The organism is uncultured Microscilla sp., assembly GCF_947493425.1.
Classification (GTDB): domain Bacteria; phylum Bacteroidota; class Bacteroidia; order Cytophagales; family Microscillaceae; genus Microscilla.
This window is the reverse complement of sequence record NZ_CANLRP010000189.1, coordinates 1-15,711: the sequence shown is the minus strand read 5'-3', so window position 1 is coordinate 15,711 and position 15,711 is coordinate 1. Positions and strand designations below refer to the sequence as shown.

General features: G+C 41.6%; 9 protein-coding genes. 1 reads left to right on the top strand and 8 read right to left on the bottom strand.

Translation table 11 applies throughout. The features are described from left to right. Positions 1-344 precede the first annotated feature (344 nt). The 3 genes from Q0954_RS28585 to Q0954_RS28575 form a co-directional block, all read right to left on the bottom strand. A complete protein-coding gene (locus Q0954_RS28585; protein WP_002697911.1) occupies positions 345-722 on the bottom strand; it encodes a DUF1987 domain-containing protein in 378 nt (125 codons plus the stop codon). A 33-nt stretch (positions 723-755) separates the two neighbouring features. Further along, complete coding sequence (locus Q0954_RS28580) at positions 756-1,304, bottom strand: SiaB family protein kinase (RefSeq protein ID WP_002697913.1); 549 nt, start codon at positions 1,302-1,304, stop codon at positions 756-758. A 288-nt stretch (positions 1,305-1,592) separates the two neighbouring features. Next, on the bottom strand, positions 1,593-3,782 hold the full coding sequence (locus Q0954_RS28575; RefSeq protein WP_299463484.1) for a 7TM diverse intracellular signaling domain-containing protein: 2,190 nt from the start codon (positions 3,780-3,782) through the stop codon (positions 1,593-1,595). Positions 3,783-4,505: 723 nt separating this feature from the next. On the opposite strand from Q0954_RS28575, the gene Q0954_RS28570 reads away from it, so the two are divergent. Further along, positions 4,506-4,799, top strand: a complete 294-nt coding sequence (locus tag Q0954_RS28570) for a hypothetical protein (protein WP_299463481.1) — start codon at positions 4,506-4,508, stop codon at positions 4,797-4,799. Positions 4,800-4,854: 55 nt separating this feature from the next. On the opposite strand, the gene Q0954_RS28565 is transcribed toward Q0954_RS28570, so the two are convergent. The 5 genes from Q0954_RS28565 to Q0954_RS28545 all read right to left on the bottom strand — a co-directional run. After that, on the bottom strand, positions 4,855-7,140 hold the full coding sequence (locus tag Q0954_RS28565; protein WP_299463478.1) for an AAA family ATPase: 2,286 nt from the start codon (positions 7,138-7,140) through the stop codon (positions 4,855-4,857). A 183-nt stretch (positions 7,141-7,323) separates the two neighbouring features. Beyond that, a complete protein-coding gene (locus Q0954_RS28560; protein WP_299463475.1) occupies positions 7,324-7,455 on the bottom strand; it encodes a hypothetical protein in 132 nt (43 codons plus the stop codon). Between the two features lie 27 nt (positions 7,456-7,482). Beyond that, complete coding sequence (locus Q0954_RS28555) at positions 7,483-13,329, bottom strand: hypothetical protein (RefSeq protein WP_299463472.1); 5,847 nt, start codon at positions 13,327-13,329, stop codon at positions 7,483-7,485. A gap of 1 nt (position 13,330) precedes the next feature. Next, positions 13,331-14,566 carry a hypothetical protein gene (locus tag Q0954_RS28550; RefSeq protein WP_299463470.1) on the bottom strand — a complete coding sequence of 412 codons (1,236 nt, stop codon included), beginning with the start codon at positions 14,564-14,566 and terminating at the stop codon, positions 13,331-13,333. 269 nt (positions 14,567-14,835) lie between these two features. Next, the coding region (locus Q0954_RS28545; protein ID WP_299463467.1) for a hypothetical protein at positions 14,836-15,711 on the bottom strand (876 nt) is incomplete at its 5' end.

Sequence of the window (15,711 nt, the reverse complement as noted above, 5' to 3'; positions counted from 1 at the left end):
GTAGCTTCGGTTGATTAATGTTGGTATTCAGGCAATTAGTCAAAATCCACCCTCAAAACCATTTTTGTTTAAGTATAGTTTTAGGCGATTGAAAAAATATTTGCATAGCCAAAGCTATGGACATATTTTTTCAAGAAGTCTGGGGCTACAAGATTAGTCAAATGGTTCAGGTTATTTTAGTAGTTTTACTAAAAGAAAAGGGGGGATGTTTTATGAAACAACTTCTCAAAAAGTAGAATTGTAGCACAGCCTCTAGTTGGTTTTGAACAAGAGGTTATGCTACAATTTTTTTGCTGTTTTGAAAATTTATTATTTATAGTATTGTCAAGAGACAGAGAGTGAAGTTAATAAGCGATTAGATTAAACTCAACTTTTACATCATCAGCGTACTCCTCACCGCTTTCAAGCATATCCAAATCAGTTTTTTCGTAATACCAATTAATAATGACATCTCCTTCTTTATTGAAATGATAATCTTCCAGGATATTCATCATCTCAAGAAAACGACGGGACGAACTTGTGTTGAAGTAGCTCATGCGAAAATTCAGGGTAATTTTCTTACCGCTATCATTGGTATAATCTTTTAACCAGTCGAAAATAGGTTGAAAAAATTCTATGGTATACTCATGATAAGATTCACCTGATATTTCCAGTACTCCCGTTTCTGCATTAAAATTAACTTCGGGTATATAATGTGACCCCTCGATGTGAAAGTTTTCCATACCGCTATTAATAATTTGCTCGATCTAAGTTTATTATTCTTTATCAACTTTAATTGAAAGGGAAAAAAATGAGTTTGTATCATTGACGTCTGATATGTCAAACTCTAAAGCATTTCCGGATCGACGCGCCATGTCTATCAACCCTATGTTGGCTCCGGTGCTTCCATCTGGTTTTTTGTTGCGTCGTTGCGTTTTGAAATACTCACGCAGGGCAGCCTCATCAAGAGAATTGATGTAATGACAACGCTCAAGCAAGCCTTTTTTTACGCTATTGTCTATGAGGTTGCCAGAAATAAGGTTAAGATGGCTACCGCCGTCTTGTACTATAATTACCCCTGCACCAGCTAATCTTCCTTTGATGATAGAAAATTCTTTCTCTGCCGAATGGTGGTAAATGTTCTGAGCTAACTCTACAAAAATCGCAAAAGTTTTACGGCTTATGTTGTGAGATTCAAACTTGGTTCTAAGGTTAACACCTACATCTGCGAGTATCTCTTGCGATATAGTGCCTTTAAAAGACAGGATGATGCCTTGCTCATCCATATCCGTACAGTAATCAAATAAATTTAATTTGTCACTCATATCAGCTTTGACTTAAAAAGTTTCGGGGTTTAACATCTAACATTAACCCGCCAAAGTTGAAAAGCTAGGGTTTAAAAAAAAGACTGACTTCAAGTTAAAAATATAATCTCAATACCCAAAAAAAAACAAAGATTCTTTGGAAATAGTGATTACACCTTAGTAAAAAAACACATTCATTTAAACTAAATGAATCAATTCTTTTTGATAAGGAATAGGTGCAATTTAAATAAATTTTACTTGCATCAGAGTTTTTTGTTAAAAAAATGAAGAATATTTTGCAATGCTCCATTACAACCTTACTCCAAGTATTGTAATGTCATCTCTTTGCGATACATTGCCTTGGTGTTCCTTCAGTTCCTGCAATAACTCTTGGCGTTGTTCAGACAAACTAAGCAGCGAGAGTTCGGTCAAAGTTTGTAAAAACTTAAGTTTTCCGTACTTTTTCTTTTGCTCTCCGTTTTGGTCAGTATAACCATCAGACGTAAGGTAAAGCGTGTCTCCCGTGTTTAAATTAAGCACATGGTTAGTAAAAACACGTTTTTCTTCTCTTTGCATGCCTCCTACCGACTTACGGTCGCCTTTTACTTCTATTAGTTCCTGTGTATTGTTTATTACACAAAGCAAATTTCGCTTTGCACCAGCGTAGGTTACTTTTCGTTGTTTAGCATTTTCTGGGTCGTGTTCTATTAAACACAAACCAAGATCAATGCCATCTTCATTTTTTCCATCAGCCTGGTGCAATGATACCCGGATGCTTTCGTGTAAATGGACTAAAATATCTGCTGGGTCATCAATTTTCTTTTGATTGACTATTTCATTGAGCGTAGCGGTACCAATGAGTGACATAAAAGCGGCGGGAACTCCATGTCCGGTACAATCGCCTACCACAATAAAGGTTTTTTGTTCTTCGGCAAAATGTCTTAGCCAGTAAAAATCACCTGAAACAATATCTTTGGGCAAATATACCAAAAAGTAATTATTAAATGCTTGACAAAGTTTATCCGTATTGGGCAAAATAGCCCTTTGAATGGTTTTGGCATAGCGTATACTATCGGTAATCTTGGTGTTTTTAATCTCTATTTCTTTGTTGCGTTCTTCCAACTGTGTCGTGCGTTCGCGTACCTTGTGTGAGAGCTCTTTGTTGGCTTTGTCTTTGATCAACTGGTTCTCTTTGAGTATTTCCTGGTTTTCACGAAGTTGTGTGATAATGCGCTCATTGGCGAATTCTTTATCGCGTTTAAGCGTATTGATACGGTCGGCAAGCCCCAGCGAAAACAAGACGGCTTCCAGGGCTGAGCCAATCTGTAAGGCTACATGTCCGTTCCAGAACTGATCGGTCCAGAAGAAATAAATGGCAATGCCAAAGCTAATAAACAAGTTGAGGTTGGCGGTGAGGTAATAGCGTGCCGGACGAAAACCAATGCGGATACAGTGAAATGCTACTCCAGTATTGATGGTGATGATAATAGCCACTAGTCCGTAAAAAATGGTGTAATATTGACGTATATACTTACCCTGTTTGGTGGCAGTAAATACTATGATGGCCACCATCAACAGCCCCATAAAACCAATCAATATCTTGAGTAGGCGGTCGGAATAAGGGCTATTAATACGGGTGTTTAGGTAGCTACGGGTAAATGAGGTATTGAATATGAGCACCAAAGGCAAAATAAAATAAGTGAGGTGGGTGTCTAGCCAGGGGTATTCACGCCAGAGTAGTTCCATACCGTCTCCATCGTCTATCATGAAGATCACCCCCAGAAAAAACAAATACAGCACATAGTAAAGATAGCTGTGGTCTCTTACCGAAAGAAAAATAAAGAGGTTATACAGTACCATGGTTAGAATAAAGCCGAGGTGTAAGCCTTGAGTATACTTCTCGATGCGTTTTTTTTCTAAAATATGTGTACGTGAATAAAGCACCGGACTGATGCGGTTGGCAAAGTGAGGGGCACCCACCAATCGGATAAAAAAAGTTTGTTTTGAGTGGTTAATGATAGGCACAGTTACAAAAGGTCGTTCACGATCGAGACTTTGGTCTACATCGCGCATGCTCATAGGCAGGCTTGCGCCCGATTTTTTTACATTAGATGCCGGGTAGTCCTTGTATTTGGGGTTGGCATAATACAAACTCACTTTGTCCCAAGGCTCAAAGCTCATCACCCAATCTTTTTCGTGTTCTAAGTTGGCACTGCTCGAAAACCTCACCCAATATACCTGAACTTTTTGGCTAATGGCAGTGGTTGATTTAAACAACGACTGAAACTCAGGCGACGACACTTGTGCAATGGTAAGTTTACCACCAGGGTCTGGCAATACCTGAATAGAGTCTTGCCCCAGATGATACTCATTTACCATGTCAATCAGTGACACATGTTGGCTGTTTTGTGCCCACAAAGGAGCGCCCAAAAACAGCAAAATAATGAGTGATAAATGAGGAATGCCTTGTTTAAGTATATTGATATTGTTTAGCTTCACGAAAAATGCGCTTATCTAAAAGCCATTGGTTGTTTAAATGTATAATAATTATTTGAGTTCTCAAAAGAACCAGTACTCTGCTTACGTTTCTAAGGTATAGAGCTCAATTTTTCTTTTGAAAGGAAGACGTTTGTGTTTAAAACAGGCGTCTCGTATGTTGCCCGTCTACATAATATGTACCAAGACAAAATTAAATATACCTAATATGCAAGTATAACTATCATATTATGAGAGAGTTATCTTTACTTGTAGCTTATAGCTAATTGCTTACTGCTACTTATTAAATAGTTTTTAAACTTATAATCGTTTGATAAGTGACCAACGGGAGCTCGCCGAAGGTAATCAGTAATCAACTTTGACTAAAATCATTGCGGAGTATTGGTATATTGCCCCTGCTATTTAACGAACAATTTTTATACCCCTGTTGATAAACCCTTGCAATATGTCTTTAAGAAAAGCTTGTATATATGACTGTTGGGTGGGCAGTAAAACAGGGAGCCTTTCATTGAGTAGATGACCAAAAACCGCTGTTATTAGGTCACAAATTGCCTTACAGTAATAAAGCCTTTGGAGTGTATGAACTAGGAAATACCGAAACAAAAGGGGGGCAATACGTATAAATAGTAGGAAAGGGGTATAAATATTGCCTCTTCTGTATAAAATGCTCTATCCAATGAGAACTGGATAGTATGATAAAATAAGTGAGATTAAACTAGACCCATTATGAATGAAGATACCCAATATCGTCTGTTATTTGACGATCCAGTCAGGCTATTCGAGTCTAACAAATACAAAAAAGTACTTAAAAGCACCGTAAAAAAGTTTGCTGACCAAAAGCTACAGGATGAGGTGCTGAGTCAGGAGTTGTTGCAACAGTGCCAACAATCTTTGTATACAGAAGTGCTTCCGCAAATTCAACAACACTTTAAGCCCGACTACAATTTATTGTTGCCGTTTTTTCAGCGCATGATATATGCCCAATGCGTCTATTTGGTAGAGCGGCTTACCCCACATTGAGTTTTTGCCTCACCAGGGCTATAAAAGGTGGTTTGGGCACCAACAAATAGCCCTGCTACATGCCCGCAAACGAATCGCGGTAAAGCGTGTCCTTTTTTATTTTTTCTCGGAGTTTCTCTAGGTTATCGCTAATATGAGGAGTAAACTCTATGTAATTTGAACCATTCTTTTCGGCATCATTGGCTGCCAGCTGCATCGTTACTAATATTTCGTGCTCGGTAAGGGCGTAAAATTTCCCCAGATTTTTTGGGGTTTCTTGCCTGGCATAGCTAAAGCCTTCGGGCAAAAAGCGTAACCAATGGTTGGTGGCAAGCTCGGGGTTAAGTATTACCCGATTGCCATCAATGGTGTACTCTGAAGGAAGTGGTGGGGGTGTGTATTCCGACGAACTTGGTCCAGCTCCATTGTTGGTAGAGGTAGGAGGCACCAGGTTCTGTTCTTTGGTTGGGGGAGGTATAGGCATTGTTTTTTGTGGCGTTGGAGGGGTTTTAGGAGCCTCTTCCGACGCTTTTTTTGTTTTATTATCTACAGGTTTCTCTGTCGGCTTTTTAGTGGTAGGTTGGGTAGTAGGCTTTGATCCTGTGTTGCCCATAAACACCTCCATTTTTTGAGCAAAAGCCTTCCAGTCGAGTTGGTGAGCCTCACAATGTTTTTTCAATGCCTCTATTACTTTTTCAAACCCCAGCGTACCTTTTTGACTCCCCTCTGCCGCAGGCAAAATACTTTTCATGAGGGTAACCACTTCGTTTTGGCTCAAGCTGATACATTTGCTCAGGTATTCGGGCAAACGGCTGGGCATAAAAGACATTTTTTCGGGCAAAGCATCTGCCCAGTACTTGTATTGGGTATACTCTTCGGGTTCAAGCTGTAGTAAAGTCAAAATATTGCGTGGCGGAGTATACGTGATGTTTTTCTTGGCATACTCCGACTTGATGTAGGGCTCCAGGTGACGGTTAAACTCTAGAGTGGTGCTATTGTCGCTTGCCGCGTGCAAACAAGCCTGCTTCAGTATGTTTTGGATGTGTCCCCCGGTCATAGCAAACTGGTGCGCCAAAATAGCGGGCATATTGGGTGACACATAATCGTAAGGTTTGGGTAAAATGTTTTTCCACAAGTGCTTGCGTTGCTCTTCGTTGGGCAGGGGTATGTGCAAATAGGTTTGAATACGACGCCCAAAAGCCTCGTCCATGTTGCGTTCGTAGTTGGTGGCTAGAATGAGTAATCCTGGAAACTTTTCGAGACGTTGGAGCAAAAACGATACATCCATATTGGCGTAACGGTCTTTGCTGTCTTTTACATTTGAGCGTTTCCCCATCACCGCGTCTGCCTCATCGATAAACAAAATACACATTTGTCCCTCCAGCCATTGAATAGCGCGCTCCAGCTCGGCAAATACTTTCTCCATATTTTGCGAGGTTTCGCCTATATACTTAGAAATCACCTGCGACACTTCCAACTGATAAGTTTTGATGCCCAAACTATTGCCCAAAGCCGAGGCGGTCAGGGTTTTACCCGTACCTGGAGGACCATAAAGTAACATAATAAAACCTTCACGAAATTTATTGCGAATGCCTTCGCGCTGAAAAAAGGCTTGCCCATGCTTGATAAAGTGCATAGCAGGCTGTAGTTGTGAGTGTACCTTGTCGGGCAATACGAGGTCGTCTATAGTCAAGCCTGAGTCGAGCAAGCGAATAGGTAAGTTGAGGTCGTCTTCGGGCTGAGGCACCGGACCACCCAGGAAGTAGCGCAAATAAGAAGGGTTCAGGAAAACCTGATGGTTGATCCAGTCCTGTACTACCCGGCCGCCTTGTGGAGAGGAAGCGCCTAATGGGTGCATTTCTATGATGCCCTCTAAAAATAAGGCGTGGCGGGTATGAAAACGCAGTAATGCTTCTTGCTGGGCTATTTTGTTGCTGCCGCATAACAAAAACAAGAGGGTTTTGAGGGTAGGAATAAAGGTTTGGGTTTCGGCGTGGAGGTGCCCGCCGATCATACGCAAACACCAGTGTTGGCTTTCTTCCAGGTTACTTTTATTTAAACTGTATAGTTCGGCCAGTGGAAAAAGCGCATCATCGTCCATAGAGCGAGCCAAGCCCAAAATTAATAACAAGCGCCCTTCCAACGAAAGTTGGAGGCGTTGTGCCAGTTTTACATAATGGCTGCCATCGTCCGGAAGATCTTTGCTATAGGGCAAGGTAAGCCTTGTTAGTGTAGTAGAGTCTTGCGGGAAGCTTACCCGGTGAAGCACCAAGGCTTTGAGCCAACTGAGCTCTGCTTGTAGTATATGGGTGTTGTTTTGAGTGGTTGCTTTCAATGTATTATTGTCAGGAGTATTATTCATGTGCTCTAGTCTGATTACGGCTGCAATTTAGCTAAAATTGTGTTGGAAAAACAGGACAAGTAAGGTAGAACCTATTTTTGAAGCAAGAGCTACCGCCATCATTTAGCTTTTATTAGCTTAATTTTTTTAACGTAAGTCGTTGATTATAACGAGGGTTTTAACTTCTGTTGTTCCAAGCGCAAGTTAAAAACCTGCTGCTGTTTGAATATTTAAGTCTGGAGACTTTAACCAGAGTGGTATTTTTTGGCTATGGTGAGTGATTGCCTCCAGTGCCATAAACTCATCATCTATGGCAATACACTCAAGTTTTTTCATAATATTGTTAGGTTAGTGCTCTGGGGACTAATTACCTCCTTTGCCTGCTTTTGGGTTATTTTGCTGGCTTTTTTTGAGGTGGAGCTTAAAGCCTCTAAAAGTAATAAAATTAGCTTCCAGGCTTGATTTGCCTGTTTCTTTCAAATGTTCTTTATAGGCAGTAATGTTGCCTATGTGCATACGTTTTGTCGACAGCTTTCCGCGTCCACCCGCCAAAGGATAACTAAAACCCTCAAATACTGTATTATTAATGGTAAGTTTAGTATCAGTTTGGTTTTTCTTGTCTGTGATAAATTGCAAAACGATAGATGATTGAATCTTGAAATCGCCTTTGGTAAAATCACTTTGTGTATAATCGTTCAATTTACCCCTGCTTACCAAAGTACCACTATCAGCCTTTGCCAAAATATCAATTGCTAATTTAGGTTTGGCGTTTCTCACCATTTCTTCTACAGCATCAGGAATGAGTTCCTTACTGTCGTCGGTTGTATTGTTGGTTCCGGGGTCATTCAGCAATTCTTTGATTTTACCTTTGGCATAGTCCTTAATGTATTCTTTAGCTTTGGGAGTGGCTTTTAATAATTTCCTGATCAAAAAGGCAAGTGCTGGTTTTCTCTGCAGTGTTGCATCCGAAAGTTGTGAGGTTGTTTTGAGGATAAAGGGCAATGATTTTTCAATCAACTCTTTTACAAATTGCTGTATTTGTGCCTCGTCCAGGTTTTCTAAAAAGACCACAAGCGACGACAAACGAACTTCGTTTTTATTGAACTGAGTCATTTTGCTACCCAATATTTGAGAGGCTATTTTCATCAATTCGGGGAGGTATATCCCAATTGTGCCACCTTGTAAATTACCCATAAGTCCTTTGGCCGCTGTTACTCCTAGTGTGGCTAAAAAATCGGCTACGCTTACGGTAGTATATTGCACATCAGCTAACCCTGGTAATTTTTGCACGTTATGCCTGACCTGAAGCGTGGCGGTTTGCCCAAATAATGTAATAGAAACCTGACTTCCTCCAAATAAATCAAGAAAGCCATAAGGATTGATGGCTGTTTGTTTTTTTCCTTGCTTCTTTGGTTTTTTTTGCTTCTTCTTTTTTTGTTGATGCAACTTAAATACATTGCCTGAAACTTTGGCGTGAGGCACTTCTACCTGCATATCGTTTAGCGACTCTATAGTGAGCTGACTGGGGCTATCTTCTATTACTAAATCTCCCTTTAGGCTTCCTCTAAGCCTTAGCTCATCCAGGTTAAACAGCATCACGCTTTTATCATAACTTACAAAGCCTGCTTTTACTGCAATTTCTCCAAGTATAGGGTCGCTTATAATCACTTTGGTGTTTTTGCCTTGAGCCTTCATCTTGATTTTGCCTGCTCTAAAAATAGGCACACTAGGTTTGTCCTCATCGGGGTTATCTATCCTTACATCTGCAGCCCCCTTGTTGGTCAGGCGTGCATACAATGGCGATGCAGTAAGCAGCCCCATGTCCAGTCCCTTGATGGTAGCATCCATGTTTCCCGCAAAATCGCGGCTAAAGCTCAGGCTATTGGCTTTGAGGTAAGGGCTTACCAAAATCTGGTTTTTAAAGTTGGCTTTAATCTCTTGAATGTCGAGCCCCTTGGTAGTGGCTTTCATTGCCAGCTTGCTGTCTTTAGTGCGTAATTCTCCTGATAATGCAATATTATTTAGGCTTGCCTCTTTGTCTGAAGGCACCAACAGTTTTAAGCCCATTTTTTTGTTTCCCGCCTCTAGGTTGCGTGCCACCAGTTTGCTTATGCTCAGGTATTGTAAGTTATAAGCCACTGTCTTTAACTCTTCTACCCCCTCTTTATTTTTCACCTTTTTCTTTACAAAAGTCACCTTGGCTCTGGGGTTGAGCAATTGCAAAGGAGCACCTCCAGGCAAGTTTTTTACATAAGTACCATCCTCAGCTTCGTAAAAAATGTGGTCGAGGCTAAGCGCCGCCCCCAGCGATACTGTAGCATAACTGCTTAAGTCGGTTTCAAAGCTTATTTTTTGGGCGCTCAGCCCCGCCGCCGCTTCTTTTTTGCCTACCTTGTTTTTCATTTCGGTGTTTAGCTGAGTATTGTTGAGGTGAGTACTCAGTTTTTTGGTGATCTTGCCCTTGCCATCTTTGCTTTCGGTATATTTGCCCCCTACACTTGTGCTCAAGCCTCCCGATAAGTTTTTGCCGCCTGCCTTGCCGCCTCCTTTGGCTTTAATGCTGCCTATGCTATAGTCTATGCCTTCTTTGCCTTCTTCAGTGATGCGGTCAATCTTTATTTTACCTATATCAAACAAATCGAGGTGCCCCACGGTGGCGTACACTATTTTGGGCAGGTTTATCTTGTCTATGCGGGCGCTGCCTTCTTGCACCATTTGCAATAGGCTTTTGCCTTTTTCTATGCTTATTCGGAGGTCATTGGCTTCTATGCCTTTGATAGAGCCATTTTTGAGCGGTATATCCTTGCCTTTGTAAGTAACCGTGCCCGACAAAAACACTTCCTCTATGCTAAGTTTGTCGAGTTGTTTGATGTAGTAGCCCTTTTTGTCCATCACAAACTCTAGGTTTTGTAACACCACTTGTTTAACCGCAGTTTTTACCTTGCGGTCGTCGTCTTGGTTGTGGCTGATGCTAAAGGTTTCGTTTTTGAACCTAAGCTGTTGCAATACTATTTGGGGCACAGTTACATTGCCTACCCTTGCCATCATTGCCCCCCCTGAGTTCATTTCAAACTCCAAACCTTCTACCTTTTGCAACAAAAGCTGGGTTTGTTCGCTGAGCGCGCTGCTTTCGTCCTTACTGGCAAACTTCGAGTCTATTTGGATGTTTTTGTCACTTTGGGCAACCATTTTCTCAAAATTGAGACTCAAAGATTCGGTCTTCATGTCAAAATCTACCTCAATATTTTTCACCTCCGAGGCAGTGCTAAAAATCGCCACGTCTTGCATTTTTTGGGGAGGGGGCGCTTTTTTATTGTCTTGGCTTGCCTTAGGGGTTGGTTCGGGCATTTTGAGCCACAATTTTTTAAATTTAAACGAGTCTGCCTTGAGTTGGCTTATGGTTACATTGTCCAGCATCCCCTCATCTTTGCCTACTTGGTCGTTTACCCCAATATCTTTAAAGTTAACCCTTACTCCCAACGATATGCCCTCAATGCTTGCCCCCGTGCCTATTACCCTCAGGCTCACCAAATCGTTGCCTTGGCTGTCTTTTTTTGCCTTGCCTTCTTTATCTTTCACTTGCATGTCATACTGAAACCTGCTTGCCTTCAGCGTATTGGGTATTTTGACTTGTTTGACTTCAAGCCCCATGTTTTTAATGTCGTTTGCCGACAGCAACAGGTCCAAACTCAGCCCCTGAGGTAGTTCTATGTCGGTGAGCCCCTCTAGCCCTTCCAACACTACCCCGCTTTCTTTCAAACCCGATAGCAACATTTCGCGCATCATTTCTTGCAGCAATTGGGCGTCTTTCATTTGCACCTTTTGGTTAGTGCTCAGCCTGATGGCATACTTGAGCCCCGCATTGTGTTTGTCTTGGTTGGTTTCCAAGTCTTTGATTTGTTTCTCTAGGGCTTGTATTTTCTCCGGAAACTGTTGCTTTTCTAGTTGGTTCAACAACTCTCGCTTTTTATCCAGTAGTTGGTGTATATTACCCACATAAGCATTGTGCTTAGAAATTCTTTGGGGACCTCCTTGTTGGTATTCAGTATGAGCACCTTGGGTAGACGATATCTGCCTCTCAAGCTTGGCAATTTCATTTTGAAGAACGTTTCTTTTAACTTTAATTTCCTCAAGCGCATTTTTTTTCTTCTCTACTGTTGGTGTATACTTATCATCATCTTTTTTGTCTGGCTTTTGTTGGGCACTTACCTCTAGGCTCGTATTGCTCAGCCCTATCTTGCCAATGCCCCCCAAAGTGGCGCCATAAAAATGCTCTAGATTTACTCCCCCCAGCGTAATCTTGAGCGAGGTAAAATCCATCGGCATTTTTTTGAGTTCTTCCAACAAAGCTTTTTTGGTATCTACCATGGCGGCTTGCCCCTGAAAACGGGCAATCACATGAAACAACATAGCAGTAGTAAGCATGGTAGGGTTCATCAATAAATCATACAAGCCAATCAAGGCGGTTTGTCTAAAACCCGACTTTTCTATCACTTGGGTCAAGTCTATCTCTATGTCAGTTACTTGCAGCTTGCCCATGTTGTAAGAATCTTTGAACATGACCGCCCTAAAGTTGTTGAAGAGCACCTCTTTGAGAAAGATTTTTACTTGAGCCAGTTGGCTTTTTTCCTGGGCTTTGCCTCGGGTGGCGTCCCAGCTAATGTGGGCAAACACATGCTTGATCACGCCTTCGTCTGACACTATAGACTTATCGCCGCTGATGTAGTTGAGCCCGTCAAAAGGCAAAGCATTGACAAACGCCTTTATCCTGTTTTTTTGTCCTTTGCCCTTTTCGCCCCTTCTTTTCTTCAGCAGGTCAAAGCTCAGGTTTATCTTGTTGGCGTCCAGCTTGCCCGCGTGTTTGAGGTCACGGCGATCGGCTTTGCTTGTTTTGGGGTCTAGCAAGCCCCCCGCCTTACTTTCCAACCATTTTTTGTAATCTTCAGGCTTATATTCGTCATCTTTGTCGGTGGCAAGCTTCAGCCCCGCCAGCGTGCCCGCCATACTGCCTTGCACCCGCAATAGTTTGATGTTTTTGAGGCGGTGCTTGCCAATAGTGACCCCTACTGCCCCGCTGCCTACCGTGCCTGCTATATTTGCCAATAGCCCTGCCGTGCTCGCGTTTCGGTTGCCGTGGGTTACCTTGTCTTTGCCTTGCACCAACGATTTGTCTTTTTCCTCAAGAAGCTTAGGGTCAAACGCGGTGGGGTATTTGGCTTGTAACTTGGCGCGTCGGTCAGACCGTATCGCAGCCGAGTTGAGCATAGTTTGTAGTTCTTTGTCTTCTAGCCCTGCCTCTACTGCTATGGCAAGATAAAGCTCTATGCCACTGCTTGGGTGGGGAGCAATGCTATTAGGCTTGGTAGGGGTGTCAGTTTTTATGTCTTGCTCTTGCACGTGGGTCATTTGCACCTCTTTGTCCAGGGCTTGTTGTATCATCTTAAACAACTCCGCCTTGTTGTCGCGCACTACCCTGGGGGCTTTGTATTTACTAGGGTCTTTTTTGCCCTCCTCTATAGTTTTTTTGTCTTGGGTTGCGTAGTTGTAGCGAGTAAATCCTCGTTGAAAAGCGGTTTTGTGTTGTTGAAGAAACTCCACGGGCAAGTTGGCGGTGAGGTAGCCGGCTTCTTTGGGGTGGTCACGAAAAAACAAATCGGTATACAAAGGCCCACACTTCTCTAACAACTCAAACGCCTTGATTGCCTCGCTGGAGCGTACTCCATTCACGGTGATGAACCCCAGTAGATGGGCAGTTTTCAATAGTTTAAGCGCCTGCTCTTTTGCCTTTCCATCTAAATACAACTCCGCCCCCTTATAAGCTTTATAGGCTTCTTTACGCATTTCTATAGTGTGGGTGGGGAGGGGTTGCCTCTGCCCTGGCTTGGCATCTTTAGAAGGCACATACTCTTCTTTATCCTTCTTATCTGGTTTTTGGGGATTATGCCCAAAAACAGTTTCAAAATTTGGGGGAGTTTTTTTGAATAAGCTTCTTTTAGCTTCGCTAATATCTTGATACCAGTCCTCAATATCTTTCGCGTGCTTTTCAGTGAAAGGTACTTGCCGAGTTAGGTTGATGATTTTTCTAACAATCACATCATCTCCATCACCCATCAAAAAAAGGGCTTGGAGCAGTTTTTTACTGTTCTTGTTCTTGGTGTAGAGCTGCTGCTCTTCGGGCTTTTCTTGGTATTTTTTATAAGAATGATTCATCTTATTTTTTATTTAAATAGGTTCGTGGGTATTTTTTGAGTAATCGTTTGATGCCAAATTTTTTCCTGAGTCTTCGGCGTTTTTTTCGGGGGAAGCTTTCCAACAGTTTATATAAATAAGTTTCTACTTCAATGGCGTTATAATAGTTTTTCTTTCTCCTATTAATGTATTCAGGATTTCCTCTCTTATAGTTTTGATATGTATGCCGTTTTTTTGCTACCAATTCAAAAGGATTACAGTTATCTTCAAGGTTAGCCCCTAAATTAAGCAAATGATTAACAAGTTTCAGGTCATGGAACTCAATAGCTAGACATAAAAAATCTTTATTAATTTTTAGTCCAACTTCTTTGACATAATACTTAATTACTTCACGACAATCAGGAGTATTATTCATAAAAGCCAAATCCAACGCTCGTTTTTTCTCCTCTGCCCATGTAAAGCCCATTTTTTTATATTTCTTTATCAAAGGCAAGTCACACACTTTACAAGCTTGTTCTATAGGGCTACCATACTTGGCAATGTCTACTTTTTCGGGAGGGATATATTTGAAGAACAGTCTCGAACGCTTTTCCGAAGACATGCAAGCATAGTACATGTCATAAGGATCCATCCCATAAGTTTTTACCAAAGTATCTATGATAGGTTCTAGTTGTTGTTCTATGATTTTGTAATCGGGTCGCCCATATTTTAAATTACAACTGTGTATAAAACTTTGCAACACATTCATATTGTCCCAAGTAGCCCCATGCTTTCGCAACAACCAAAAAGCTTTTATATCCCAGCTTTGTATGGCAGTAAAAAGAGGGTATACTTCGGGCCCATACAACAACCTGCCGCCGTTGGGAGGGGCGCCTTTTTTGAGCAAGTATTCTACTATTTGCAATTTTGCGGGGCTGCGGGTGGTGTCCTTCAACACTTCGTGCAAGGCAATGGTGAGTTTGTCGTAGTGGTCGGTTTTGGTGTAGCTGCGATTGAACAACGATAGAGGCAGGGTGAGGAGCACCAAAAAGCCAGGCATTTTTTTCGCCTTTACCTTATAAGTGCTGCTAATGTAGCGCCCCCCGTGCAAAATGTCGGCGCCTTGGTCAATCAGCTTCAAGGCTTGAGCATAGTTGCCCTTGCTCAGGCTTTGGTTGAGTTGTTTGTACAAAAAGGCATCGTCTTGGGCGTGGCTAGGCAGGGCGCAGCAAATGCCCCCACTGAGGAGCAATAGGATAATGAATAGTTGTTGTCGCATGGGCGCTGAATACTTGATTTGTAAAAACTCAAAATACAGTAAAAACAACGTTGGGCAAAGTAGATCAAGTGTTTTTTTGCCCAAAAAATGGGGCTAGGCGAGGGCAAAGAACGTTTTTGCAAATATGAGAAGCATGAGGGTTTTGCTAGGGCAGGTTTTCGGGCTTTTCTTGGTATTTTTTATAAGAATGATTCATCTTATTTTTTGTTTAAATAGGTTCGTGGGTATTTTTTGAGTAATTGTTTGATGCCAAATTTTTTCCTGAGTCTTCAGCGTTTTTTTCGAGGAAAACTATCTAGTAAATTGTATAAATAAGTTTCTACTTCAACATATTGCCTATAGTAACCCTTAAGTCTTTGCACAGTTTCCGTATCTTTCAAGGTTGCATAGTTATAGGTTTTATAAGTATGTCGCTCTTTAGCCACTATCTCAAAAGGGTTACAATCTACATCCATAAGTTTTACCCCAGAATCAATTAATAGTTTGGTAAACTTTACATCATAAAACTCGACAGTTTTGCACAAAAGATTCTTATTAATTTTTAGCCCTATTTCGTTGAAGTAATATTCGATTACTTCATAACAGTCAGGAGTATTATTCATAAAAGCTAAATCTAACGCTCGTTTTTTCTCCTCTGCCCAAGTAAAGCCCATTGCCTTGTATTTTTTTATCAAAGCCAAGTTACATCTTTCACAAGCCAACTTGATGGGGCTATCATAGTTTTTAGTGTCTAATTTTTCTGGTGGCACATATTTGAAAAACAGCTTATTAATGCTTGTATTGCCAACTGTTATATTGTAAAAACCATAGGGGTTCATGTGGTGCTTTTTTATCAAAGTATCTATAGTAGCCTCTAGTTCTTGCTGCCTGATACTGTCCCTTTGGGGATAACCACCCCAAAAACAATCACAGCCCCTTACTAACCAACTCAAAGCATTAAAATACTTCCCTGTCAGCTTCGCCCCATACTTCTTCAACAACCAAAAAGCCTCCAAATCCCAGCTTTCGATGGCGGTGGCAACGGGGCGCACTTCTGGCCCATACAACAACCTGCCGCCGTTGGGAGGGGCGCCTTTTTTGAGCAAGTATTCTACTATTTGCAATTTTGCGGGGCTGCGGGTGGTGTCCTTCAACACTTCGTGCAA

Excerpts from the sequence above, each read along its gene's own strand:
- Q0954_RS28550 (WP_299463470.1), bottom strand. The coding sequence starts at position 14,566 with ATGCGACAACAACTATTCATTATCCTATTGCTCCTCAGTGGGGGCATT.
- Q0954_RS28565 (WP_299463478.1), bottom strand. The coding sequence starts at position 7,140 with ATGAATAATACTCCTGACAATAATACATTGAAAGCAACCACTCAAAAC.
- Q0954_RS28580 (WP_002697913.1), bottom strand. The coding sequence starts at position 1,304 with ATGAGTGACAAATTAAATTTATTTGATTACTGTACGGATATGGATGAG.
- Q0954_RS28560 (WP_299463475.1), bottom strand. The coding sequence starts at position 7,455 with ATGAAAAAACTTGAGTGTATTGCCATAGATGATGAGTTTATGGCACTG.
- Q0954_RS28570 (WP_299463481.1), top strand. The coding sequence starts at position 4,506 with ATGAATGAAGATACCCAATATCGTCTGTTATTTGACGATCCAGTCAGG.
- Q0954_RS28585 (WP_002697911.1), bottom strand. The coding sequence starts at position 722 with ATGGAAAACTTTCACATCGAGGGGTCACATTATATACCCGAAGTTAAT.
- Q0954_RS28555 (WP_299463472.1), bottom strand. The coding sequence starts at position 13,329 with ATGAATCATTCTTATAAAAAATACCAAGAAAAGCCCGAAGAGCAGCAG.